22 protein-coding genes and 1 pseudogene are annotated in these 23,632 nt (G+C 61.7%); 9 read left to right on the plus strand and 14 right to left on the minus strand.

Features of this window, described 5'->3' with window-relative positions; translation table 11 throughout:
- Nucleotides 1-3: 3 nt before the first annotated feature.
- From VOM14_RS01075 to VOM14_RS01095, 5 genes are read right to left on the minus strand one after another with little or no spacing between them, the layout of a single operon-like run.
- Nucleotides 4-1,557, minus strand: a complete 1,554-nt coding sequence (locus VOM14_RS01075) for a hypothetical protein (protein ID WP_327626813.1) — start codon at nt 1,555-1,557, stop codon at nt 4-6.
- Nucleotides 1,554-3,095: a DUF2345 domain-containing protein gene (locus VOM14_RS01080; protein WP_327626814.1), complete on the minus strand. Its 1,542-nt coding sequence runs from the start codon at nt 3,093-3,095 to the stop codon at nt 1,554-1,556. The genes VOM14_RS01075 and VOM14_RS01080 overlap by 4 nt, the downstream gene beginning before the upstream one ends.
- Nucleotides 3,096-3,135: 40 nt before the next feature.
- Complete coding sequence (locus tag VOM14_RS01085) at nt 3,136-3,417, minus strand: contractile injection system protein, VgrG/Pvc8 family (RefSeq protein WP_442955499.1); 282 nt, start codon at nt 3,415-3,417, stop codon at nt 3,136-3,138.
- Nucleotides 3,347-4,378 (minus strand): contractile injection system protein, VgrG/Pvc8 family, encoded by a 1,032-nt coding sequence (locus tag VOM14_RS01090; protein ID WP_442955500.1) that lies wholly within the window; start codon nt 4,376-4,378, stop codon nt 3,347-3,349. The genes VOM14_RS01085 and VOM14_RS01090 overlap by 71 nt, the downstream gene beginning before the upstream one ends.
- A gap of 9 nt (nt 4,379-4,387) precedes the next feature.
- A complete protein-coding gene (locus tag VOM14_RS01095) occupies nt 4,388-4,639 on the minus strand; it encodes a PAAR domain-containing protein (RefSeq protein ID WP_327626816.1) in 252 nt (83 codons plus the stop codon).
- 394 nt (nt 4,640-5,033) lie between these two features.
- Here VOM14_RS01095 and VOM14_RS01100 point away from each other — a divergent pair, with 394 nt between their 5' ends.
- Nucleotides 5,034-6,233, plus strand: a complete 1,200-nt coding sequence (locus VOM14_RS01100) for a YbfB/YjiJ family MFS transporter (protein WP_327627391.1) — start codon at nt 5,034-5,036, stop codon at nt 6,231-6,233.
- Between the two features lie 30 nt (nt 6,234-6,263).
- On the opposite strand, the gene VOM14_RS01105 is transcribed toward VOM14_RS01100, so the two are convergent.
- From VOM14_RS01105 to VOM14_RS01135, 7 genes are all read right to left on the minus strand, one after another.
- Nucleotides 6,264-6,737, minus strand: coding sequence for an Lrp/AsnC family transcriptional regulator (locus VOM14_RS01105; protein WP_327626817.1), 474 nt, complete (start codon nt 6,735-6,737; stop codon nt 6,264-6,266).
- Between the two features lie 838 nt (nt 6,738-7,575).
- Complete coding sequence (locus VOM14_RS01110; RefSeq protein ID WP_327626818.1) at nt 7,576-8,376, minus strand: SDR family oxidoreductase; 801 nt, start codon at nt 8,374-8,376, stop codon at nt 7,576-7,578.
- Between the two features lie 170 nt (nt 8,377-8,546).
- Complete coding sequence (locus VOM14_RS01115) at nt 8,547-8,702, minus strand: DUF3309 family protein (protein ID WP_327626819.1); 156 nt, start codon at nt 8,700-8,702, stop codon at nt 8,547-8,549.
- 202 nt (nt 8,703-8,904) lie between these two features.
- Complete coding sequence (locus VOM14_RS01120) at nt 8,905-9,111, minus strand: hypothetical protein (RefSeq protein WP_327626820.1); 207 nt, start codon at nt 9,109-9,111, stop codon at nt 8,905-8,907.
- Nucleotides 9,112-9,424: 313 nt separating this feature from the next.
- On the minus strand, nt 9,425-9,643 hold the full coding sequence (locus VOM14_RS01125) for a hypothetical protein (protein ID WP_327626821.1): 219 nt from the start codon (nt 9,641-9,643) through the stop codon (nt 9,425-9,427).
- A 183-nt stretch (nt 9,644-9,826) separates the two neighbouring features.
- Nucleotides 9,827-10,111 (minus strand): hypothetical protein, encoded by a 285-nt coding sequence (locus VOM14_RS01130; RefSeq protein WP_327626822.1) that lies wholly within the window; start codon nt 10,109-10,111, stop codon nt 9,827-9,829.
- An 88-nt stretch (nt 10,112-10,199) separates the two neighbouring features.
- Nucleotides 10,200-10,472, minus strand: coding sequence for a hypothetical protein (locus VOM14_RS01135; RefSeq protein ID WP_327626823.1), 273 nt, complete (start codon nt 10,470-10,472; stop codon nt 10,200-10,202).
- Nucleotides 10,473-10,887: 415 nt separating this feature from the next.
- On the opposite strand from VOM14_RS01135, the gene VOM14_RS01140 reads away from it, so the two are divergent.
- Nucleotides 10,888-13,068 (plus strand): serine/threonine protein kinase, encoded by a 2,181-nt coding sequence (locus VOM14_RS01140; protein ID WP_327626824.1) that lies wholly within the window; start codon nt 10,888-10,890, stop codon nt 13,066-13,068.
- Between the two features lie 26 nt (nt 13,069-13,094).
- Here VOM14_RS01140 and VOM14_RS31395 read toward each other — a convergent pair whose 3' ends face one another.
- On the minus strand, nt 13,095-14,243 hold the full coding sequence (locus VOM14_RS31395; RefSeq protein WP_442955513.1) for a formylglycine-generating enzyme family protein: 1,149 nt from the start codon (nt 14,241-14,243) through the stop codon (nt 13,095-13,097).
- A 42-nt stretch (nt 14,244-14,285) separates the two neighbouring features.
- A pseudogene (locus VOM14_RS31400) lies at nt 14,286-15,107 on the minus strand (caspase family protein); the annotation flags it as partial.
- A 322-nt stretch (nt 15,108-15,429) separates the two neighbouring features.
- Between VOM14_RS31400 and VOM14_RS01150 the strand changes: the two are divergent.
- The 7 genes from VOM14_RS01150 (at nt 15,430) to VOM14_RS01180 (ending at nt 23,621) form a co-directional block, all read left to right on the plus strand.
- Nucleotides 15,430-15,918, plus strand: a complete 489-nt coding sequence (locus tag VOM14_RS01150; RefSeq protein WP_327626826.1) for a DUF4399 domain-containing protein — start codon at nt 15,430-15,432, stop codon at nt 15,916-15,918.
- Between the two features lie 35 nt (nt 15,919-15,953).
- Nucleotides 15,954-16,388 carry a DUF4399 domain-containing protein gene (locus VOM14_RS01155; protein WP_327626827.1) on the plus strand — a complete coding sequence of 145 codons (435 nt, stop codon included), beginning with the start codon at nt 15,954-15,956 and terminating at the stop codon, nt 16,386-16,388.
- Between the two features lie 256 nt (nt 16,389-16,644).
- Complete coding sequence (locus VOM14_RS01160; protein WP_327626828.1) at nt 16,645-16,929, plus strand: hypothetical protein; 285 nt, start codon at nt 16,645-16,647, stop codon at nt 16,927-16,929.
- A gap of 219 nt (nt 16,930-17,148) precedes the next feature.
- Nucleotides 17,149-18,612 (plus strand): efflux transporter outer membrane subunit, encoded by a 1,464-nt coding sequence (locus VOM14_RS01165; RefSeq protein WP_442955501.1) that lies wholly within the window; start codon nt 17,149-17,151, stop codon nt 18,610-18,612.
- Between the two features lie 249 nt (nt 18,613-18,861).
- Nucleotides 18,862-21,480, plus strand: a complete 2,619-nt coding sequence (locus tag VOM14_RS01170) for an FHA domain-containing protein (RefSeq protein ID WP_327626830.1) — start codon at nt 18,862-18,864, stop codon at nt 21,478-21,480.
- A complete protein-coding gene (locus VOM14_RS01175; RefSeq protein ID WP_327626831.1) occupies nt 21,458-22,831 on the plus strand; it encodes an HlyD family efflux transporter periplasmic adaptor subunit in 1,374 nt (457 codons plus the stop codon). Before VOM14_RS01170 ends, VOM14_RS01175 begins: the two co-directional genes overlap by 23 nt.
- 37 nt (nt 22,832-22,868) lie before the next feature.
- Nucleotides 22,869-23,621: a peptidylprolyl isomerase gene (locus VOM14_RS01180; protein ID WP_327626832.1), complete on the plus strand. Its 753-nt coding sequence runs from the start codon at nt 22,869-22,871 to the stop codon at nt 23,619-23,621.
- Nucleotides 23,622-23,632: the final 11 nt, after the last annotated feature.

The raw sequence follows: 23,632 nt of genomic DNA on the forward strand, positions 1-23,632 counted from the left end.
TCCTTACTGTTGCGCCTGCACGCTGTCACTGCCTGGCAGTGCGCGACCGGCAACCGCTGGCACGCGGTTCGTATAGCCCTGTGGGACGGTTTTCGGCAGGATTTGATTCTTGTCAAGCGGACGAACCGCAGCCCGGTCAGCCGGCGAAAAAATCACACCCTTCCAGTTGGTCGGCATCGACATAAGATTCTTTACGTAGTCCTCCAACACCTTGTTATAGGGGTGATCAAAGTCGATGATGTACTGTGTCTCGCCACCTTCCAGCCATCGACCCAATATTTCGTCATACTGGCTTGCTGTGCCACCGCGCCAGATACGCAGGCCATTCCAGTCTTCCGGAATATCCGCCACGCCCAATTCGACAAGCTGTTCGCGAGTCGGAACTTGGTCCAGGCGGATATATGCCCCATTGTGACTCCAGTCCATCTTGACGGCCCACTTCTCGCGCCATTCCCGCCCGTTTTCTGCCATGCGTGGTAGCCAGCATTTGGCCCGCTTGGTGCTTGGGCTAAGCGTTCCTTTGAGTGTGTAGCCACCAGAGGTACTACGCTTCGTGTTATCCAGCACGCGCGCAAGTTTATGCTGACCCGGTTCAAGCGTTACCGCTCCAATCGCTCTATCGTTGCTGAACGATTCGATCGTTTCATAGCTGCGGCCACCCGTCTTCTTGTTTGTCTTAACGTGCATCCCCGTTGGATCTGATAAGTCCGGCCATCCCTCAATGTGGTGATAGTCCGCAAGCGTCGCCGCCGGATGCGCCTCCTTCCCCGCTTCGCGCGCAGCCGTGGCCAATTGCCCCTCGGCTTCACGCGTCGTGACCTTGCCCGAGCCGACCGAAATATCCGCGAAGGTGCCTTCGACCAGATGCGCGCGCACGCGGGCAAGGCACTCATTAAGATCCTTCAGCGCCTGCGGCACCATCCGGTTTGCCGCGTTGCGGATCGGCTGGAGCTTTGCGGGAAGCCCCGCCAGATACGCAACGACATGCGACGGCAGCGCGTCGCCCATGTTGCGCACGATGTACCGGCAGGCCGCCGAGAAGCGGTCCAGCGCTTCCGTCAACCCGACGACAAGCTTCGCCTGGTATTTCGTGAAGTCCAGCTGGCGCAACCATTCATGGGCATTGCCGTGACACATGCGGTTCACGAACAGGACAACTTCTTCGGCCAGCTTCGTCAGATCTTCAGGCTTCTCCAGCGCACGTATCACCAGCTTTCCGACACCCTTGAGCACGCCACCGAAGATAGGGATAACGGCAAGCAGGCAAAGTACCAGCTTGATCCACGTCCACCTGTCCTCGAGCGCCTCGCGATTGCCGGCCATGTGCATGATGATCGCGACGGTATCGCGCGCGGCCGTCCCTTCGCCCAGCAGTGGAAACATGCTGATGGTCGCGTCGAAGACAATCTGGCCGGTGGTCTGTTGCTGGCTGAATTCTCCCTTGAACGCACCGCCGATCCAGTCAGCCGCAGCGGCGGCATTCGTCCAGATCTGTTTCCCCGTCTCGATTGCGCCAATGCGGTTTTCTGCGGGGTTGCTCGCTGTTGTGTCACTCATACGCCACCATGGTTCTGCCTATTTGCGGATGCGCTGAAATCACCTTCGGTCCAGCTTGCCTTGTAGACCGGATTCGGATCATTGGCCTTGACCTGCAACGGGCGCGAATTCGGCGCGATCTTCATCTGGCCCGAGCCGACAGGAGCGTCGCTCAGATCGGCGTGGCCCGCGCTGTCGAGCGTGCCGCTGTAGTGTTTGCCATCGTCGTAGTGAATGTCGAACTTCGCGCCCTGAACCGGTTCGCCGTCGTGATACAGATGCAGCAGTGACGACGTGTCGGTGTACTTTTTTGGCAGGAACGCGGGCGGTGTGGATTGCGGGCCGTCAGTCTTGTGGTCGTTGGCATGGACGAGAAACAGCCCGTTCGTCGCCCCGAGCAAGCCGGCGGCGCTCAGTTCAATGGTCGTTCCGGCGCCGTTAAAGCGTATGCCCTTCATGGCGGTCAGATTGATCCATCCATCCTCGCTCGCGATATGCACGTCTTTCTTCGCGATCACGTCGATGCCGTCTCCCTGCGCCGCGATGCTGATTTTTCCCGATGCTGCGACGAGCGTCATTCCCGCCTTGCGCACGAACAGCGAGATTTTTTCCAGCACGGAAGCGTGAAGCGACTTGCCCGCCGCAATGCCGATGCTGCGCCCGCTCGTAATGGCGGCGTCCTCGTCACTTTGAAGATGGGTACTCCCGCCCGTCGAAATTCCGACGCCCGCAGGGCTGGAAATCGCTATGTGCGGTGTGGCGAACTCGGGAAAGTCATTGGGACCATTCCTTGCCGTGCCGCGAATCTCAGCGGTCTGTTGCTTGATGGAGCGCGTTACATCACTTTGGTCTGCGTCCGGCGTCTGCGCACCGTGCTGTTGCGCGAGTCCCGCCAGCCCTTCGTGCATGTCCCGCGCCTGGGTGAGACGGTTGATAGTCTCGGCCGCATCCTTGGCCTTACCGCTGGCGTCGGCCCGTGCATGCGTCGTGATGAACATGCCCATCGCGGCGCGCAGCGTTCCCCACAGATCGGTGCGCAGGTCAAAGCCTGCGCCGCGTGCATCCTTCAGACCTTCGTTGCCCTGGAGACGGCGCAGGAAGCCCAGGCTTAATTGGCTTGTCCCATGATCGCTGGAGAGTTGCGCCTGAAGTTCATTCTTTGTATCGACCAGCGCAAGATGGTTAGCGCCGTTGCCGCCTTCCATACGGCTGCGGAAGCCGGAAACCCACTGATTAAAGGGCAGTTTCCACGCGGGCGTGTTGCGCTTGTTTGCGCTGCTCGCGACGATGAACGGCATGTCGGGATTGCCATTCACATAGCCAATCAGCACCTGGCTGCGAATGCGCGGGACAAAGGCCGAACCCATCTGGCCGCTTTGCCACGGCTGCATGGGAAGCACCCAAATAAAGGCGTCCTGATCGAGATTGCCTTCGCGGTCGGGAATCAGTTGGCATTTGACGCGACCGTAGGAATCAGTCCAGATTTCATGATTTTCCGGACCGGTGACGATGGCGTACTCGAAGCCCGCCTGGGACGGCCACGGCGTTTTGTGCGGCATGCGGAAATATTCGCGCGTGGACTGGACCTCGAAATCCGTCTCACAGCGAAACGTCTGAACCGGTGCCGCTGACCTGGTCGTTTTCCTCGATCGTCAATGTTGCGGATACAACCAGATATTCCTGGTTTGCTTTCTGGAACGGATGATCGGTCAGATGGAAGGTGCGCCCAACCGTCAAGCCGCGCATGTTGCCGCGTCCCTTCGCACGCAACCCCTGGCAGCGTAGCGCCTGCATTCGCACCATCGCAACATTACGCGCATCGTCGCGGCTGTCTTGCCGATTGGAATCGACTTGCGCCTCCTTGAGGCGCGGCTGACTCACATTGGCATACGCGTAAACTTCCTGACCTGCACGCGCCGTATTGCGTGGGTCGCGCATTTCCTCGCGCAGCGGAACAGTCGCGCGCGACGCGGGGCTCAGTGTAGTCATGATCGACAACGGTAACCTGGCCTTCGGTCTGACGGCTCGTCACGTCAAGATGATCGATATGTTCTTCGTCAATGCGGTCACTGGTCGAAAAGCGGATCGACTCATAGGCTTCGCCGTGCGGGTGAAATGCGGCCATCGTGTCTGCAATGACAACTCGGTGAAATCCCTCGTCGTGCTCAAACCAGTAGAACAACCCATAGTGCTCGCACAGGCGCTGCACACAGGTCATGTCGGATTCCCAGTGCTGGCGTATCAGATCGCGCCTTGGGTAGACGCGCTTGCCGTAATGCGGCCCGGAAATGCGCCAGTCAATTGCGAGGGGATATCGGCAGAGAATTTTTTCGATCACATCCGTGACCGTATCTCCCATGAAGATGCGGTAGTTGCTTCCCTTGACGGCTTCCGCCAGCGCAGGCGCAACCTCGAATTCATAGATCATGGATCGGCCGTCGATTCGCACGAACCGGGCCGCGCTGACTCGCCCGGTAATCTCGCGCGTGTCGAAACCGATGTTGCCGCGCCCGGTATCGCCGGGCATGCCGGGAATAAAAGTGCCCTTGCCGGGGATGTCGATACATATCGTGACCTGGGTGCCCACGATCTTGTCCAGATCGAGCGTGACCTTGTCGGGATACGAAGGAATATCGACGTCCGTCCGCATCCGAACGGTGTAGCTGAAGAGTTCGCCTATCGCCTCGCGCCCGTGAAGGTAGACGGGAATCAGGACCGGCCTGCACGACTCTTCGAAGTTCATGTTGACGCGCGGTGGCGTCCATGTCGGGAGCGCGTCGCCGCTTATCGAAAGCGTGCGCGCGGGTGCCCGGTAGAAATAGGGGGAACGTTCGTCTTTCATTGCGTCCCCTTATGCGCGGACCAGCATGGCCCCACAGGCCGTCCTGTCACCCATGAATGCCACGCGCGTTCCGCGATGCGTGCGTTTTCCGGTCGCGATAATCGGATACGTGCCACCACATGTCGGGCATTCGGTGAGGTGTCCGTCGAGCGCCACGCGAATGCCCATGTCCGTGAGATTGTCGGCGGCCTGCATTACCGTGCCGCCGTGATCGGTTGTATCTCCAAGCCGCGCCATTTCACGGTCTCGTGTGTCTTTCATCTTTTCTCCGTTGTCGCGAAGCGCCGACATTGAGGCAATGACAAACCCCAAGATAGACTGCTCACCTCAAATCGATCAACGCTAGAACGGACGTCGCCTCAATGCGATCAGACAAGTCTCAGAGTTGGTTGCAGATCACGCGGATCATGCTGTACGGGGTATTGCGTCGGCTGGCATGGCGATGATGTCGACGCGGGCACATTTCTATCTGCTGACCGCGTTGCTGTCCGCAAGCTCACGACGCACACAATGCAACTAACTGTCAGCCCCGCCCGACGTCTCCATATATGATGACGAAGCGCTGCAAGCTGAGAAAATAAAACCAGTCAGCAGCATGGCCCTTCAACCGCTCAAGCCCATGCCGACCAATCCATTCGATGTCGCGCGTTCCTCCATGGCGAACCCGTCTGCGCAGCGTTTTCCAACGTTGATGCTGGCCGCGGCGCTGTCGTTAGGCAGCGCGATCGCCCTGGGACTTGCACGCTTCGCGTACGCGTTGCTGTTGCCGTCGATGAAGCTCGACCTCGGCTGGACCTTCGCTCAGGCCGGCGCGATGAACACCGCCAATGCGCTCGGTTATCTGCTCGGTGCGCTCGCTTTTCCGCGGCTCGCGCGTCACTGGCGCGCCGACAAACTGTTCGTGGCCGGCTGCGCGGCAACGGCGGTTCTCATGGCCGGCAGCGGTTTCCTCGCGGACACGAATTCGCTGCTTGTCTTGCGCGTGATCACCGGCGCGAGCAGCGCGGCGATTTTCATCAGTGGCGGCGTGCTGGCCGCGCGGCTTGCATCGGCGCGACCAGGCGATGCGGGCTTCGTGCTCGGCCTCTATTACGGCGGCACGGGGTGGGGCATCGTGGCGTCCTCGGTACTCGTGCCCTTGACCATTTTCGATCGCCTGCATGGCTGGCAATTCGCATGGTTCGCGTTGGCCGCTGTCTGCGCATTGTTCGCTGCCGCAGCCATCAGCGCGGCGCGCAAGATCGAAGGCCTGCATGCGAGTGCAGCGCCCGCCGCGCAATCCGCTCATATCGCCGATGCCCCTCGCTGGCCGCATTTCGCGCGCGCGCTCGCCGGCTACGGTTTATTCGGCGTCGGCTATATCGGCTACATGACGTTTATCGTGGCGCTGCTGCGCAACGCGGGCATGAGCGCCGCTGTCGTGACGGGCTTCTATCTGTTGCTTGGCATCGCGACCGTGCTGTCCGCGCGCGTGTGGTCCACGCTGCTCGATCGCATGCGCGGCGGCCAGGCGCTCGCGGTACTCAACGCGCTGCTCGCGGTCGCGACGCTGCTGCCCGCGTTGTTCACGCAACCGTGGGTCGCGTTCGTATCGGGCGCGCTGTTCGGGGCGACGTTTCTTTCGGCGGTCGCATCGACCACGGCGTTCGTGCGCCACAACCTGCCGGCGCGACACTGGGCCAAAGGCATCAGTGCATTCACGATCGTGTTTGCGTTCGGGCAGATTGTCGGGCCAATGGTGATCGGCTGGGTGTCCGACGGCGCGGGTCTCGCGCGCGGACTCATCTATTCCGCGCTGCTGCTGGCGGGCGGCGCGGCCTTCGCCGCGAGCCAGAAGCCGTTGCGCGAAAGTTGAATATGAAAGTTGAATGCGCGCGCTAGCGCATTACACCTGCACCGACGGAATGCTCTTCATGCAGCGTAACGCGAACATCGAACGGCTATGACGAATGCCCGCGATCTTGTATAGCTTCTCGCGCAGGAATCGCTCGTAGCCGGCAGTACCGTCAACAGCCACCTTGACGAGATAGTCGTAATCGCCCGACACGAGATACGCTTCGAGCACTTCAGTGAGCGTGGCGAGTTCCGCGCCGAAGCGCGCGAGCGCGTCGTCGTCGTGACGATCCAGCGTGACTTCGAGCAGCACGATGTCCGCAAAGCCCAGCTTCTGCTGATCGAGCAACGCGACATAGCCGCGAATATAGCCCTCGTTTTCCAGTTGCCGCGTGCGATTCCAGCAAGCGGTGGTCGACATGCCGACGAGTTCGGCCAACTCCGCATTGCTCAGGCGCGCGTTCTTTTGCAACTGGCGCATGATCTTGCGGTCCTGGTTATCCAGCGCGCGATTTTTGATGCTCATGGTTCTATCGGAAGATTGTCCGTGTGAAGACAATTCTAACGGAAGAACATCCCGATAGTCGATGTGCCGTATGGCGCTTTAGGAAGCCTATCCAGAGCGGCGTCCGGTATATTTTTAGCGTGCATTCGTGACCGGGACAACCGTCCGGATCGCCTACCGCCCGGCGATCCTTTGCGGCCACAAGTTGCTACGGTGAATCGCTGCTTTGACAGAAGGCGGCACGCGAGAAACACTGCGGCGTCACCCCACCGCGGCGAAAAAGCTCGCCCCGGAAACGAATGCATGTATCGGCGCAGAGTCGGTCGCCGCGAAGATCGGATGTGATGGGCGATGCGCAGCGCGACGAAGCATCGCCCGCAGCGCGGAGTGAAAAGACGCGCGGCCACACAAGGGCCGCGCCACGAGGTAGTGCTGGAAGGATCAATGGAAGATGAGGTACAGAATGACCAGCACGATCACCGGAACACCGAGAAGCCAGCCAAGTAGGTAAGGCATGATGTATCTCCTTTCGTATCGAGTTGGATTGCGAAGGAGTTTCAGCATGGGGCGTGCCTGACATACTCGCGAGCATCGCGTGAAAATAGTGCGCATGCGCAAAAGCCCCGTCAATCAAGGTAGATTCTCGCGCGGCACGATGCTGGACTGCACGCGCTTCACGTTGCTCATTGCATCGCGCTGGTTGCGCGCGTCGCGGAAAATCCGCAAACGGTTTGCCGCTATTGCCTGCGGTGTTTGGGTGGTCAACGCGTTCATTGTTCCGTCGATTAGTCGTGCTCGCGTGTTCGCGCCACACCGCGACCCATGCACAGAATCTGCAAGCCGATGACAGCGGCGAGGTCTAACCGTTGTCGGCGAACGCCGGATACAGCGTCATGCCGCCATCGACGAAAAGCGTTGTGCCTACAACGTAATCGCTATTGTCCGAGGCGAGCCACACGGCGGCTTTGCCGATGTCTTCGACTTCGCCGACGCGGCCATACGGAATCAATTGCAGTAGTTTGTCGCGCGCGGCGCTCGTGTCCCACGCATCATGATTGATCTTCGTGCGAATCGCGCCAGGCGCAATCGAATTGACGCGGATCCGTTCCGGCGCGACCTCTTGCGCGAGCGATTTCATGAGCATCTGAATGCCGCCCTTCGACGCGGCGTAATTGACATGCCCGGCCCATGGAATGATCTCGTGTACCGAACTCATACAAATGATCTTGCCGAGTGCTTTCGATATGGGCCGCGGTCCGCGTCGCCGAAATTCTTTTACCGCGGCTTGTGCTGTGAGGAATTGTCCGGTCAGATTCGTGGCCAACACCGTTTGCCAATCGTCGAGCGTCATGTCGGCGAACGCGCTGTCCTTCTGCAAGCCGGAATTCGCCACGACGATATCCACTGTGCCGAAGCGCGCGCGGCACGCGTCGAACATTGAATCGATGTCGGCCGGACTGGAGACATCGGCTTGAACGGTGATCGCAGCGCCGCCCGATTGATTGATTTCCTCGGCGAGTTTTTCCGCCGATCCGGCATGCGAATGGTAGTTCAGCAGCACGCACGCGCCCGCATCGGCGAGCGCCTTCGCAACGCCGTGGCCAATGCCGGAACTTGCGCCCGTCACGAGCGCGATCTGATCGGCGAGTAACTTTTCCATGGCTCTTTTTCCCGCGGCGAATGCGTCTGCGTGTGGCTTCGGTTTGGCTTGAGTCCGGCTTTATTTCGTCATCACACAGCGAGGCCGCCGGGGAGGCGAGCAGTTCACTGCATCGACATCCGGCGGCCTGGCCTTTATGAACTGACTGATGTGAGTACTTCACGCAATGGCTATATCACCCCGGCGATAAGCAGCACGATCACGACGATCACCACGACGCCGAGACCGCCCGTTGGCGCGTAGCCCCACGAACGGCTATGCGGCCACGTCGGCAATGCGCCGATAAGAAGGAGAATCAGCACAACCAGAAGAATAGTTCCCAACATATATGACCTCCGCTTGGTTGATGGCGCTGCCGCTTGAGCAACGTCGGAGTGACTTCGCGCACGATGCGCTTGCGACACCGGACAGCGCCGTGAACCTTATCGAGCAAGCCACATGCCCGGCGCGGCGTGCCAGTAAAAAGCCGCGCCTCGACAATAAACGACGAGGCGCGGCGCATTTCCAATTGCGGACATCTCGAGCGTCCTACAAATAGGTGCCCTTGATGCGGCCTTCGAAGATGGCGGTGTTGATATCGAAGTCGTCGACGTGGCCGAGGCCTCCTCCGTCGACGGTGACAACGACCGCTCTGCCGCCGCGCACGAGCTTCATCTCGCCGCCGGTCAGCGTGGTGGGTGGATCGGCGCACTCGGCGGGCGGCGGCAGGTCTTTAATGATGACGGTGGCTTTCATGGCAATACTCCTTGAAGAGAAGAGTCGAGCACGATGCGGTGCCCGCTTCGGCTTCTGCAAGGCATATGCCAATTTGCACGCGATTCACGAGCGACTTTCGCTGCCAGCAGCAATGCAAGTCGGAACAAGCATGCGCGCGGCGTGCCTGAAAAAAGCCGCTTTCGCGGAACGAAAAGCGCAAACAAAGTGTGCGGCCGAAGCCCACGAATCGCACGAGAACTGTTGGTTGGCGAGTGAGCCGCCTGCATGGCGCCAAGCAAAAGCGGCACGCGTCGATCACGCATGCCGCTCTGATGAAATCGTGATTGCGAAACTAGCCGCGCCGCGTGTCGCGTGTTGTGGCGACCTTCGCGATGGTCTGATGCGCTGCCGGAAAGCCGGGCGGAAATTCGACGACGCGCGCCGAATTGGGCACGAGCGGCGCGGCGCTGCTCAATCGCGCGCCAATGCGCGCGCCGCCGACAATGGCGGCCATTGCCTCGCGGTCGAGTTCGACGCTATCCGTGAGGTCTCTGATGAGAAGCTTGGCCATGATGAACTCGCCGAAGAAGCGGGGCGGTTAGCCGGTGCGATGGTCCGGTCTGCGCTCGCAAGTGGGGGCCACAGTGCTGTGGTCTCGTCGCACTATGAGTATAGGAAATCCGTCTTCGCGCTGCCTGCGGCAGACATGCGGACGGCAGTAGGGAAGCCCCCGGTTCTTCGCTACTGCACGCCGTCAAACAGCCGCGTAGTTGGCGCCCGACAGATACGGGTTCACGTTCAGATGCAGCGGCGGGACGCCCGCGCCGACGTAGCCGATGTCGTTGAACGCGGAGACGTTGACGAATTGCAACTGCGTGAGGTTCTGGTTCACCGAGACGTTGACATTGGCAATGCCGCTGAGGCCGCCGACCGACGGGAGTCCGGGAACGCTGCTGCCCGTGCCGCCGGACACCGCCGACATCGCGCGGCGGTCGAGCTCACACGTGCGGGAAAGATCGCGAATCATGAGGGCTGACATGGTGTTTCTCCAAAGGTGTGCGCAAGAGGATGGCGATTGGCGCGAGGCGAAGCGGCCCGGACAGGCGACCACTTCGCCTCGCCGCACATCACACGTGGATGTTGTTGCTCGACGTGACCGACGGGTCGATCGTCGAGGTCAGGCCAGCCGCGAACGCAACGTTGTTGGCGTTGGCGTTCTGGATGTTGAGCTCGTTGCTGATCAACTGGGTTGCGTCGACCTTCTTGCTGTTGTTCGGCGCCCAGACCGGGCTGAAGTTGTAGTAAGACACGGACGGGCCGAAGCCGCCGCGCACCGCGCCCATGGCCTTGCTGTCGAGTTGTTCGGTGATGGCCAGGTCTTTGATCGCGAGCTTGTTCATGGTAAATCTCCTGAAAGGGATGGTCGCCGTTTAGCGGCTGGGTTCGAGCAACTTGTCTGCTCGAGTGTCACTAATGCACGGCCTATGCCAGATTTATTCAAGGTTCCTAATAAAGTTTGCAGAGCCTTGCTGGATAAGCACTTTGACGCGCACGACGAGATGCGCGGCACTGCATGGCGGTCATCCGGCACGCCGCGAGTGGTGGCGCTCGCCCGACAAAGCAGGGTGGTCTGTTGGATCGCGCGCGACAGGCGCGGCCTTCGCTTCGCGCGGGGCAATCCTGGTTTGCGAAAGAGCAGGCCGGGAGCTAGTATCGAAGCGGCACATGTAACCGGTTACGACAACTTTTCTATCGGCCGGACGAGCCTCGGTCGCACGCGATCGGGATCTACGGCAGCGGCGGTGTCTCGCACAAATGGCTAGCCTTGCCCGTGTTATTCACGACTTCCAGAACGGCGAGCTGTCTCGTGACGAGTTCGTTGCGCAGCTCGACAGCACGTTGCAGACCGAAGGCCTCGGTCCGCTGCAACTGCTGGACATGCTCGGCGCCGCGCATCGCAAGGCGCCGCTGCCGGAGGATCTTTACATTGAAGTGAGGCGGCGCATCGAGCAGATGCGCGTGTCGAATGTGGCGGCCGGCGGCGACGAAACCGGCATCCAGACCACGGTGGAGATTTCTTCAGCCGGCTCGGCGGCTTCCGCGCAGGCGGCCAATGCGAATAACGCGGCCAACGCGGCCAACGCATCGTTTGCCGCGGCTGTGCCGGGACACGACCAGATCAAAGGCACCGGCGACACGCTGAACAACCGCTTCGTGCTCGAAGAGTGCCTGGGCGTGGGCGGAATGGGCACCGTCTATAAGGCGCTCGATTTGCGCAAGCTCGAGGCGTCGGACAGAAAGCCATATCTGGCGATCAAGGTGCTGAACGTCCAGTTTCGCGGCAATCCGAATTCGCTCGTCGCATTGCAGCGCGAGGCGCGCAAGGCACAGGTGCTCGCCCATCGCAACATCATCACGGTGTACGACTTCGATCGCGACGGCCCTATCGTCTATCTGACGATGGAGTATCTGTCCGGCAAGCCGCTGAGCCAGTTGCTGCGCACGCCGGGCTATCAGGGCATGCCCGTGCGCGCCGCGCTGCCGATCGTGCGCGGCATGTGCAGCGCGCTCGCATACGCGCACGAACGCGGCTTTGTGCACTGCGATTTCAAACCTGCCAACGTCTTTCTCACGACGAATGCCGAAGTCAAGGTGATCGACTTCGGCATCGCCCGCGTGTTTCAGCGGCCCGAAGAGGAGAGCGATGCGACTGTGTTCGACCCCGGCAGTCTCGGCGCGTTGACGCCCGCGTATGCGAGCCCGGAGATGATCGAGCATCGCGAGCCGGACCCACGCGACGATATCTACGCGCTCGGTTGCATCACCTATGAGCTGCTGACCGGACATCATCCGTTCGACCGTTTGTCGGCGACTCAGGCGCGCAACGCCGAATTCAAGCCGCAACGGCCGCCGAATCTCGATGCCAGGCAATGGCGCGCCTTGCGGGCGGCGCTTTCCTTCGAGCGCGCGACGCGCATGTCGAGCGTTGCGCGCTTCATCGCGGAGTTCGACAACGAAGCGCGCGCGGAGAAATCCGGCGCGTTGGCGAAGGCGGGGCTCGCGGGCCTCGCGGTGATTTGCGCCGCCGCCGTGGGCGTGTTCGCGTGGCGAGCCGCGCCGAACCGTCAGAGCGAGGGGCAGTTGCGCGCCGGAGCATCGCAGGCGCGCCTGGATCAGGCGGCTTCGTCGCCGGCGCAAACGGGCGCGGTGATCGCGACACCGGGCGTTGCGCCAGCAAGTTCAGCGACGGGCGCATCGGCTGCTGTGGCGTCGTCCACGCCGCCTGTGCAAACCACGCCGCCGCCCGCACCGAAGCCCGCGCTGACACTCGCCGCCGTCACGCCGGCGCTTGCGCAGGTGCCGTGTTCGGCGTTGTCCGCTTCGACGCAGGATCACACGTTGACGGTGCGCGGCTATGTCTCGCAGCGTTACGGCACCGCGCGTCTACAGAACGATTTGTCCGCGCTGCCCGGCGTGGATGCGCTGAAGCTCGACGTCGCCCCGCTCGCCGACGACAAGTGCGATACCGTCAAGGCGCTCGCGCCGTACTGGACGCAGAACTGGCAGGCCGGCCACATTGCGGGCTTGCAGGTGCGGCCGCCTGGCGGTCAATTGAACGAAGGCGATTCGCTGGTGGTGGACGTCACCACGCCGGGTTACGACTCGTATGTGAACCTCGACTACTATCAGCTCGACGGCAACGTCGTGCACATGGTGCCGAGCCCGCGCGCGAAGGACAATCAGGCGCCGCCGCATTATTCGGCGACCATCGGCGGCGCGGGCGACTGGGTCATTTCAAAGCCGTTCGGCTCAGAGATGGTCGTGCTTCTGATCACGCCCGCGCCGCTCTTCGACAAGCCGCGTCCCGAAGCGGAATCGCGCGCCGATTATCTGCGCGCGCTCGACACGCGGCTCGCGCAAATCGGCGCGAAATTCGGCCGCGAGCGCATCGTTGCCGACTTCGCGCCGATCACCACGAAGCCGCACGCGCAGTGAGCCGCGAGAGCGCCCCGATCACGCGCTCACTTCAGGTCTTTGACGACGCGAAATCCATCTTGCGACTGCCGCACGCCCGCGCTGTATTTGAAGCGCGTCGCGCTCAACATGTAGGTGCCGCCTTCGCGCCACGAGCCCCCGCGAATCACGCGCATGTCGCAACCGGGGCTGTCCCACGCGCGGCCATCGGCGGGCGCGGACTGATAGGAGTTGTGCCAGCAGTCGGCCGTCCATTCCCAGACGCCGCCGTTCATGTCGTACAAGCCATACGGGTTCGGCGGAAAAGAGCCGACCGGCTCCGGGCCTTCCTTGTGCCAAGGGTCGCCGCAATCCTTGCAATTGGCGTTGCCCTTGCGCATCTGATCGCCCCACCAGTAAGCGGTCGCGGTGCCGCCACGGTCCGCGTATTCCCACTCGGCTTCCGTCGGCAGACGGTACGGCTTACCGGTTAGTTTGACGAGCCATTTCACGTACTGTTGCGCGTCGTCCCAACTGAGATCGCGCGCCGGCGCGGCCTTGTTCGTATTGCTTTCGGGCGTGAGCTTCGCACACGCGTTCGCGGCGACGCACGCGTTCCACTGTTCGACCGTCACTTCGTATTTGCCGATGGCGAAGGGCGCGCCAATCGTCACGTGATGGACGGGCTTCTCGGAAGGATCGTCGTTGCTGTTGCCCATCTGGAACGAGCCGGCCGGCAGCGAGATCATCACGGGGCACGCGGCGCAATCGCGGCTTTCGCCTGGGGCGGGCGCTCGTGCTGCGGCGCTTTGCGTGGCCGCGGCGACAGCCGGCGCGGCAGCCGCGGCTGCGCTTGCGGGATGCGCCGTGGACGCGGCGCGTGCCACGGGAGCGGCAGATGAAGCGGGAGCCGCGGGACGTGCCGCCTGCTGCGCGGGCGCATTCGGCGGCGCAACGGGACGCGCGGGCGACGCCACGGCAGGCGCATTCGAAGCCGCCGCCCGCAAGCGATCGATGCGCGCATGCGCGAGCGTAGCGAAGCGGCCATTCGGATAGGCCTTCAAATACGCTTCGTAGTCGGCGGGATAGTTGCTGTCCTTGATCGAATTCCAGAAGGCGATTTCGTATTGTTCGCTGCTGTCTTTCGGCAAAATGCCTCGGCTGTGCAGCGTCACGACGAAATCGTCGCGTGCCGCGGAGGCGATCGGCGTTGTCATGGCGTGATGCGAAGCATCGGCGAAAGCGCTCAGCGACGAAGCGCTCCACGGTATCTGCTTGCCGCCCGTTGCCTGTCTGACTTCGGTCGCCACGTGTGCCAGCAAAGTGGACAAAGGCTGCGCAGGCGCATCGCGCAGCGCGCGCAGCAATGTGCGCGTGTAGATGCCATGGTGCGCGCCATCCGCCGCAAAGCCGCCGGCAGCGGTTGCGTAGGCGACAACGGTGTTCGATGGAAGCGCCGGCAATTCAGTTGCGACATTCGCGGCAAACGGATTGTCGAGGCACGTATCGAGGATCACGACATTGAGTTGCCGGTCACGGGGCGCACGCATGGCCTGCAAAACGTCGTTCAGATCGACGCCGAAGCGAACCGATGACGCGGGCGAGCGCGTGTCGAGGCCACTGGGAATCAGCAGCGTCTGCTCGCCAAGCTGCATACCGTGTCCGGCGAAATAGAACAGACCGACACCGCCCGCGCGCAGACGCTCGCGGAATTCCGCAATCGCCTGCTGCATGTCCTGCGGCGTTGCATCGGCGCGAACGATGACATCGAAACCGAGCGCACGCAGAGTGCGGCCCATGGCTTCGGCATCGCGAGGCGCATTCTGGCGGATGGCGTCCGCTGCGTTGTCGCCATACGCGCCATTGCCGATCACCAGCGCGACGCGTTGCGCGCCCGCGTATTCATGCTGCGGTGCGAACGGGGCGACCGATGCGACCGATGCGAATGGTGCGAACGCATTGCTCGCCACGGTCATCACCTTCGCCGCGCTTGTGGTCTCACGCGGCCGCGCGGCAAACGCATTGCCGCAATCCATCATGACGGCCCCGGTCATGCACACCAGCAGGAATATTCGCCACATCTTCGCATCCTGTTTGTTCCGGACAGAACATAGGCATTCGAGTCATTCGACGCGTCTTCGACCATTCCTCTCGCAGCGTATCAACAACCATAGCACGCGCGTGACGGGTCACAACCAACACTTCTACCGAGTGCGCTATACGGTTAACGAGCGTGGCGTTTCTTTTTGGCAAGTTACGTCCTAAGCTAATTCACAAAGCAACGCGGCATGGTCGTTTTAATCACGCGGCCGCCGGATCACGCGCGCCCGCGAACGCAGCAGAATTGCCCCCGCTGTCTTCTGCAGTCGAGATGGTCACGACCGCTCTTCGGGAGAGTGCGCCATGCGAAGAACCCACATCCCCGCTATTCTCAACTGGCGTTTCGCGGCGAGTGCGCGATGTCGCGTGATTTCGCGGATGCTGCTCGCCGTGATGATCGCCGGCATGGCGATGCCGCTCGCCACCTTCGCGGAGTCCACGCCGTCGCCGCCCGGCGCCGAGGAGTACATCATCTGGCCGCCGGATGGCGCGGTCATTCACGGCGGCAAGCTGTGGGTGCGCATGGGCCTGCGCAATATGGGCGTGTGCCCGAAGGGCGTCGTGTTTCCGAACACAGGGCATCACCATCTGCTGATCGACACGGACCTGCCCGCGCTCGATCAGGAAATTCCATCGGATCGCAACCACTTGCACTTCGGTGCGGGCGAGACGGATGCGCGCATCGAGTTGCCGCCGGGCAAGCACACGTTGCAACTGATTCTCGGCGACCACAATCACGTGCCGCATTCGCCGCCGGTGTACTCGAAAAAGATCACCATCATCGTGCAATAAGACCCGCGCGGTCCGCTCAGGACGGAGAGACCTTCATGTACAAGCTCATCGCAGTCGCGGCGCTGGTGGCGTCGGCGGCCTGGGGCATGGCCAATGTCGCCGTGGCGGGAAGCACACCGGCGCCTCCCGGCGCGTATGCCTATATCGGCTATCCGAACAACGGCCAGGTGGTGCCGGCCAACAAGCCGTTTCGCGTGTGGTTCGGCTTGCGTTTCATGGGCGTGGCGCCGAAGGGCGTCAAGTATCCGAACACGGGTCACCATCATCTTCTGATCGACACCGACTTGCCGCCGATGGATCAGGAAATACCCTCGGACCGCAATCACCTGCATTTCGGCGCGGGTGAAACGGAGACCATGATTCAATTGCCGCCCGGCAAGCACACGCTGCAGCTATTGTTGGGCGACGACATGCATATTCCGCACAATCCGCCGGTGTACTCGAAGAAGATCACCGTCATCGCGCGTTGAATCGCGTGTCTCGCCGCAGCCAACCACCCAACACAGTTTGTTGGCTGCGATCCACCACCTCTCATTGGCCGTATCTTCCGAAAGGCCTTCGCCGCGAAGCCGCATTTGCGCCGAAGGCCTTTATGCAAGGCATTTCGGCAAATTTCTCAGGAGCGGAAAACAAAACTGGCACAGCCCATGCGTTAGTGACCCTCGAGCAGACAAGTTGCTCGAACCCAACCGCAAGCACTGTGACCTTCCCTTCAGGAGATTTGCCATGAACACGCTGATGATCAAAGACCTGTCCATCACCGAACAACTCGACAGCAAGGCGATGAGCGCCGTGCGCGGCGGTACGGGCTACCTGTATCCGACCTCGTCGTACTTCAGCTACGCGCCGGTCTATGCGCCGAACAACAGCAAGAAGGTCGATGCGACGCAACTGATCAGCACGACGATGAACATCCAGAACGCCAACGGCAACAACGCTGCGTTCGTGGCGGGCGCCACCACCACGATCGATCCGCACGTGGAATCGAGCAACAACATCTGGGTGTCGTAATCGGCGTGGCCGATGCGGGGGCCAACCGGCCTCCGCGGCTTCTCATCGCGATCCTCAAAAACATCTCGCGTCCAATCGTTCTTTTCACGCGACACCTCTTCGCCGCACATCTCCCTCGCTTTCCTTCATGCATTGCTTCGATGGTGAAGCGGCGCAGGAGATGCTTTACTTGAAGCGTGCGCTTGCATCATGCGTTGCGTCACGCGTTCCGGTCATGCGATGAAGTGGGCGTCATCGGAGAACATCGTGTCAGCGTTGCTTGATTCACCGATCCGTCAGCGCTTCTTCAACTACTCCGTGGCTGCGGCATTAGCGGTTTCCCTATGCGCGTGTGTCGACGTCAGCATGCCCGGCTACAAGCGGCCGGATACGCCGGCCAAAGCGTCGTGGTCGGATCAGAAGGGCGCGCCGGTTTCGGCGGCGGCGACCATCGAGCCCGATTGGTGGAAAGGTTTCCACGACACCACGCTGGATACGCTGATCGCAAAAGCGATTGGCGGCAACTTCGATATCAAGGTGCTGGCCGCGCGCATCGACGTGGCGCGCACGCAGATTGGCGAAGCGAAGGCGGGCGGGCTGCCGACCATGGACCTCGGCGCGGGCGCCGACTTCGAAAAGAGCACGGGGCAGACCTTCTCGAAGCAGTACAACCTCGCGGGCCAGGTGAACTGGGACATCGACATCTGGGGCAAAGTCGAAAAAGGCGTGCAGGCGCAAAAGGCCGAATTTCACGCGAGCGAAGCGGATTGGCGTGCCGGCTATCTGGAACTGGTTTCGAATGTGTCCAGCACCTATTTCCAGATCCTTCAGTTCGACGACCAGATCGACCAGCAACAAAAAACGCTCATCACCAACCGGCAAATTCTGACGATCTACGATGGCCAGCGCCGCAGCGGACTGATCCCGCAGACGCAGGTGCTGCGCCAGCAGGCTGAAATCAACCGCCTGACGAACCAGTTGCTCGACTTGCGACGTTCTCGCGATCTCGCGAATAACGCGCTGTGCACGCTGATCGGCGTGCCCGCCGGCGAGTTCCAGTTGCCGCGCGGACACTTGCAGCAGCGCGTGCAGTTGCCCGCTGTGCCCGACGGCCTGCCCGCGCAACTGCTCGCGCGGCGTCCGGATGTCGTGGCCGCGGAGTTCCGCGTGTTGGAGGCCTACGACCTCGTCGGTCAGGCGAAGCTCGCGCAATTGCCGTCCATCAGCCTCACCGGGCACGGCGGCACAGCAAGTTTCGCGCTGACCGACTTGCTGAAATCGTTCACGTTCGGCTTCATGCCCAGCATCAATATTCCGCTGCTCGATCCGGGCGTGCGCGCGCATGTGAAAGTCACGCAGGCGGAATCGACGGTGGCTGAGCAGCAGTATCGCGTAGCCGTGATGGGCGCATTCGAGGAAGTGGAAAACGCGCTGGTCAATCTGAACTCGCACAAGGCGCAGCGAGTTGAATTGCAGCAGCAGGTGGATCGTCTGCAAATCGTGGCTGATCAGATTCAGTCGCAATTGCGGCTCGGCGTCGTGTCGCAGCTCGAAGTGTTCGAAACCGAGCGGACGCTGCTCGACGCGCAGCAGGCGCTGCTGGGCAATCATCAACTGATTTTGTCCGACACCGTACTGCTTTACAAGGCGCTCGGCGGCGGCTGGCCTAATGTCGATGTAGAGGCGCAAGCCAAGGAAAAGTGAACGGAAAGTAAAGGAGTGTTGAGCTAATCCACGATGCCGCGCACGCGAAGCGCATGGTCGTTTTCATGTCGCGCGCCCATCGTTTCATAACCGACGATTGGAAATTGACTCTGGCCATGCGTGACTTACAATTTGTGAGGAGCCTGCTTTGCAATGGCTCCCTAAAACAGGATGCGCTCGCCGTCGTCGTTCGTGCTGGTTCCGTTGCGCTCTCGCAGCAACGGGTAAACGATTAGTGATCCGGATAAAATGGTGGACGGCGAAACTCCGATTGCCGAGACGCGCGCGACAGTCGAAACCGCTTTCGACGTGCTGCTCTCGCCGCTTGCGTCCACGCAGCGCCCCGCGCTCGACGCTATCCGAATTGTCGACAACCTCTTTGCCATCGGGCGCAGCGAAGCGCCTTTCACCGATTACCCCGCGGAGCGCACGGCGCGGCTGTCGCGCCGCCACGCGCGCGTTTTCATCGAGCACGGGGCGGTCTATGTCGCCGATCTCGGCAGCAAGAACGGCACGACGGTCAACGGCATCGCGGTGCGCCAGACGCCGGCGCGCGTGCGCGCGGGAGACGAGTTGTGCTTTGGCGGCGAGCTGCGTTATCGCGTGAGCATGGAGCCGCGCGCGCGCATTGTGGCCGCGAAGAGTTCGCCGGGCGCGCCGGCGTTGCTGCTCGTGCCGCAGCGCGGCGATCTCGAACTTCAGCCCATCGAAGTGCTGGCGTTTCCGTTTCTCGTCAGCAAGGCCGACGACGTTTTTGCGCGCTACAAGGACCGCTATCCGCATCAGGTCAATTACATCTCGCGGCGGCACGCGCATATTTTTCTGAAGGGCTCGGAGCTTTACGTCGAAGATCTCGGCAGCACGAACGGCACATTCGTCGGCGGAAAGCGTCTTGATGAATCCGCGGTGCCGCTGATGGACGGCGACGCCGTTGCATTTGGCGGCGACCACTTCGTCTACACGGTGACGCTGCAAAAGCCGACTGAAAACGAGCCGACCGTGACCCAACTGCTCCTCAACCCTTCCGCCGACGAGGGCGCCGACGCCGACAAGACGACGTTCGTGGGCGCGGCGCATTCGTTCCTCGATATCTTCTGCGTCGATCCGGCGCGGCAACGCGATGACGAGGTCAACGAGGCCGCGCAGGCTGCGTCCACCCACGCGAAGCGCGCGTCGCCAGCCGGCGGTTCGGCAACGGCAGCAGCGGGCGCGGCCCTCAACGCGAACGGCAAACAGGCTGCGGACGGGGGCGCGAACGCTGCACATGGCGCGCACGTCACGGGCGTTTCGAAGCGCAGGCCGCGACGCTGGCGCCTCGTCGCGAGCGAATTGCGCAAGGCGCTCGCGGCCAGCGAGCGCACGAATGTGCGACGCATCGCGGCATGGAGTGGAGTGGGCGTCGTGCTGCTCGGCGCGCTCGGCATGGCGCTTTATCTGCGAGGTTCGTCGGAGCGCGAGTTGAGACATCTGCTCGCGAGCGGCGACTACACGAGCGCGGTGCAGTCGGCAAAAAGCTATCTGGCCAGTCATCCCGCTGACACGAAAGTCAGCGCGCTCGCGAGCGAGGCGCTGCTCAAGTCGAAGCTTCCCGGCTGGCTCGACGCGCTGCAAAAGGCGCAATTCGATCAGGCCGATGCGCGGCTCGCCGAGATGAAGTCGCTGTCCGCCAACAATGCGGACGCGGCGTCGTTGATCGCCGAGCTGCAATGGGTCGGCGATCTCGAACGATTCGTCGCGGCGCGCGGCGGCGTGGAAGCGCCGATTCGCATGTATGCGGACGAAACGACCATCAACGGTTTGCTGCAACGTTGGGACGACGATCCAAAGAGTCATCAACGCGCGCTGGACAGAATCGCGTCATATGCGCCTGTTTTTTCGGAGCCGTACGCGCAAGCCATGAGCCATCTGCGCAAACTGGAGAGCGACGATTCGGTGTACGTGGCCGCCATCGAGCGGCTGAACGAGACGATCCGCACCGAGTTGGCGCGCGACAAACCCGCGGCGCTGCCGCCCGTCCTCGACGATTACGCGCAGCGCTATCCGCGTCTCGCGGGACTCGACCGCGTGCGTGACGATTTGCGCCAGTACTCGGCGTTGCTGGAGGCGGCGTTGGCTCGTCAACTGGGCACGCTGCTTTCGCTCATGAAGACCGCGCGTTTCAGCACGCCGCCGTTTCAGGCGCAATATCGGCAACTCGCGGCGACCCGTTTGCCCTCCGCCGATGTAGTCCAGCGCCACGACGCGGTCGCGGCAGCGTGGCAACGCGGCGACGCGCAACAGGCGCTGGCCGGATTGCAGTCGATGCCTGCCGGCCCATGGTCGGATGTACTCGCGACCGAACTCGCTCACAAGAAGGCGCTACTCGGCCAATACAACGATCTGCAAAAAACGCGCGGCGGCAAAGATTACGACCAGCGTTTGCTGTCTTTCTACGCGAGTCTCGATCCGGTAACGGACGTGTGGTTCGCACAGTCGATCCAGAAGGACGTCGCTGCATTGCACGATAAAGCGTTGGCTCGCGCGCAAGATCTGATGCTGCGCGCGCAAAGCCTGTGGAAGCAGTATCGAGCAGCCGGCTCGATTGGCGGCACGCAGCGTCTCGAAGGCGGCATCTCGCCGGGCTTCCGCAGCGAGGCGCGCCTGCTTTCCGACGCGCAAACGTCGGCACAGCAAGGCATGCGCATTTATTCGCAACTGAAGGCCGACCATCCCGCGGACTTCGACCGCTTGCTCGCGGATATCGAGGCCGAGACAACCTTGCAGCGCCGCTCGCTGACTGAACTGCGCATGGTGCTGGACCCCGGACTTCTGAAAGCGAAGCTCGCGCTGATTGGAGGCGAACAGAGTGAAACGCGACAGTCACCCTAAACCGCTTTACGAGGCGCTGGAGGATCACAGCGTCGAAGGCATTGCGATACTTACCGCCGAGCCGGTGCGGCTCGCGCGCGCATTGATCTGGGCGATGGTCGCGCTGGTGGTGGCGGGGCTCTTGTGGTCGTTCGTGGGACGCGCGGATGTGATCGTCAGCGCGCAGGGCACGCTATCGCCCGAATCGGAAGTGCGGCGCATCTATGCGCCCATCGACGGCGAACTGGCCGACCTCTATATCGCCGAAGGACAGCCGGTGTCGAAAGGCGACGTGCTCGCCCGGCTGAACGCGCGCGGCGCCATCGAGGCCGCCAGTAACGCATTGCAGGCGCAATTGAAACTCGAAGATGCCGAGCGCGACTGGAAGCAGTTTCCCGAGAAGAAAGCGCTGATGGAACGCAAAGCCGCCGCGCTCAAGGCGCAAATGGAAGTGGAAGCGCGTCAGCACGAAAACCGCGTGTCGGAAGGCACGACGAAACTCGCCGAAGGACAGAAAGCCGAACTCGACGAAGCACGCAGCGCGCTCGACAACGCGCGCCGCACGCGAGAAGCGGCGCACCAGGAACTGGACCGTTATTCGCAGCTATTCGCCCAGCCGGGCGGCGGCGGCATTGCCGAATTGCAAGTGGAGCAGAAACGCACTGCCGCGCTGGAAGCGGACAACGCCTATCGCGTGGCGCAATCGAAACTGGCTGAACTCGACTTTCGTTTGAGCCACGAATACGCGAAGGCGAATGCGGAACTCGAAACGAGCGGCCAGCAAACTACCGATCTCCAGCTTCAATACGATTCGGCAGTGCGCGACATTACCGACGCGGAGGACAAGTTGCGGCTGCAACTACAAAGCGCGCGGCTCGTATCGGAAGCGGCCGCGCGAATCCGTTTCGAGAACATCGACAAGGACAATTTCCTGCTGATTCTCGCGCCGGTTTCCGGTGTGATCACGGATGTCGCGTCGACGCAGCGTGGCGACAAGGTTCAGGCGAATTCGCCGCTCGGCGGCATCGCGCCCAAAGACGCGAAGCCGGTGCTGAAGATCGAGATCGCCGAACATGATCGCGCGTTCCTGCATGAAGGCTTGCCGGTCAAGCTGAAATTCAACGCGTTTCCGTATCAGCGTTACGGATTGATCAGCGGCACGCTCGCCTATATTTCGCCGGCCACCAAACCTTCGTTGCAGGACAAGCAGCCGGTCTACGAAGGCCGCGTCACGCTCGACAAGAACTACTACGAGATCGCGGGCACACGTTATCCGCTGCGTTACGGCATGACAGCGAGCGCGGAAATCGTGGTGCGCGAGCGACGGCTGATCGACCTGGGGCTTGATCCGTTCAGACAGGTGGCGGGTTGACCGCGCGGATCACACATCAACCAAAGGAGCGGACAACATGACCGCGATAGTGCGAATCGACGATGAAGTCGTGGACGTGGGCGAGTTCATTCGTCTTCTGAAACTGACGGGCCAGTTCGAAAGCCTGATCGAACAGATTGTGCGCGACAAGCTAACGGTGCATGCGGCAAAGAAGCAGGGCCTTGCGGTCAGCGCCGATGAAATCCAGGAGCGCGCCGACCAGTTCCGCCGCGTGCGCGGCTTGCATCGTGCGACGGATATGAACCAATACCTCGACGTGCTCAACGTGAGTCTCGACGAATTCGAGGCATTCATTACCGATGGTTTGTATCAGGAGAAGATGCTCGACGCGGTTGGCAACGAAGCAGCGGTGCGCGACTACTTCGCGCTGAATTCGCCGAAGTTCGACGCGATCGAAGTCAGTCACATCGTGCTCGACAGCGAGGGCAAGGCGAAGGAAATGATCTCGTATCTCCACGACGATCCCGACAGTTTCGCCGACATGGCGCGCGAGCATTCCATCGCCGATACGCGCGAGGCGGGCGGTGTCATCGGCAAGGTGTTGCGCGGTTCGTTAAAGCCGGACATCGAAGCGAAGATCTTCAATGCGGCGGTGGGCGAACTGCTTGGGCCGTTTCCGTCGGCGGATCGCTCGTGCTTCGAGATCTTCGCGGTGACCGCCAAGTATCCTGCCACGCTCGACGCCGACGTGGCCGCCGAAGTCAGACGGCTTCTGCGCGAAAGCTGGTTGATCGCGCGCGCGCAAGAACATGTGATCGAAGCGCGTTGATCACGCGAAAC

Origin of the sequence: Paraburkholderia sp. MPAMCS5, assembly GCF_036016995.1 — a bacterium.
GTDB lineage: Bacteria > Pseudomonadota > Gammaproteobacteria > Burkholderiales > Burkholderiaceae > Paraburkholderia.

Excerpts from the sequence above, each read along its gene's own strand:
- VOM14_RS01115 (WP_327626819.1), bottom strand. The coding sequence starts at position 8,702 with ATGTTGGGAACTATTCTTCTGGTTGTGCTGATTCTCCTTCTTATCGGC.
- VOM14_RS01150 (WP_327626826.1), top strand. The coding sequence starts at position 15,430 with ATGCGAAGAACCCACATCCCCGCTATTCTCAACTGGCGTTTCGCGGCG.
- VOM14_RS01160 (WP_327626828.1), top strand. The coding sequence starts at position 16,645 with ATGAACACGCTGATGATCAAAGACCTGTCCATCACCGAACAACTCGAC.
- VOM14_RS01140 (WP_327626824.1), top strand. The coding sequence starts at position 10,888 with ATGGCTAGCCTTGCCCGTGTTATTCACGACTTCCAGAACGGCGAGCTG.
- VOM14_RS01125 (WP_327626821.1), bottom strand. The coding sequence starts at position 9,643 with ATGGCCAAGCTTCTCATCAGAGACCTCACGGATAGCGTCGAACTCGAC.
- VOM14_RS01075 (WP_327626813.1), bottom strand. The coding sequence starts at position 1,557 with ATGAGTGACACAACAGCGAGCAACCCCGCAGAAAACCGCATTGGCGCA.
- VOM14_RS01095 (WP_327626816.1), bottom strand. The coding sequence starts at position 4,639 with ATGAAAGACACACGAGACCGTGAAATGGCGCGGCTTGGAGATACAACC.
- VOM14_RS01110 (WP_327626818.1), bottom strand. The coding sequence starts at position 8,376 with ATGGAAAAGTTACTCGCCGATCAGATCGCGCTCGTGACGGGCGCAAGT.
- VOM14_RS01090 (WP_442955500.1), bottom strand. The coding sequence starts at position 4,378 with ATGAAAGACGAACGTTCCCCCTATTTCTACCGGGCACCCGCGCGCACG.
- VOM14_RS01080 (WP_327626814.1), bottom strand. The coding sequence starts at position 3,095 with ATGCCGCACAAAACGCCGTGGCCGTCCCAGGCGGGCTTCGAGTACGCC.
- VOM14_RS01155 (WP_327626827.1), top strand. The coding sequence starts at position 15,954 with ATGTACAAGCTCATCGCAGTCGCGGCGCTGGTGGCGTCGGCGGCCTGG.
- VOM14_RS01130 (WP_327626822.1), bottom strand. The coding sequence starts at position 10,111 with ATGTCAGCCCTCATGATTCGCGATCTTTCCCGCACGTGTGAGCTCGAC.
- VOM14_RS01120 (WP_327626820.1), bottom strand. The coding sequence starts at position 9,111 with ATGAAAGCCACCGTCATCATTAAAGACCTGCCGCCGCCCGCCGAGTGC.
- VOM14_RS01100 (WP_327627391.1), top strand. The coding sequence starts at position 5,034 with ATGGCGAACCCGTCTGCGCAGCGTTTTCCAACGTTGATGCTGGCCGCG.
- VOM14_RS01105 (WP_327626817.1), bottom strand. The coding sequence starts at position 6,737 with ATGAGCATCAAAAATCGCGCGCTGGATAACCAGGACCGCAAGATCATG.
- VOM14_RS01165 (WP_442955501.1), top strand. The coding sequence starts at position 17,149 with ATGAAGTGGGCGTCATCGGAGAACATCGTGTCAGCGTTGCTTGATTCA.
- VOM14_RS01135 (WP_327626823.1), bottom strand. The coding sequence starts at position 10,472 with ATGAACAAGCTCGCGATCAAAGACCTGGCCATCACCGAACAACTCGAC.
- VOM14_RS01180 (WP_327626832.1), top strand. The coding sequence starts at position 22,869 with ATGACCGCGATAGTGCGAATCGACGATGAAGTCGTGGACGTGGGCGAG.
- VOM14_RS31395 (WP_442955513.1), bottom strand. The coding sequence starts at position 14,243 with ATGACAACGCCGATCGCCTCCGCGGCACGCGACGATTTCGTCGTGACG.
- VOM14_RS01170 (WP_327626830.1), top strand. The coding sequence starts at position 18,862 with ATGGTGGACGGCGAAACTCCGATTGCCGAGACGCGCGCGACAGTCGAA.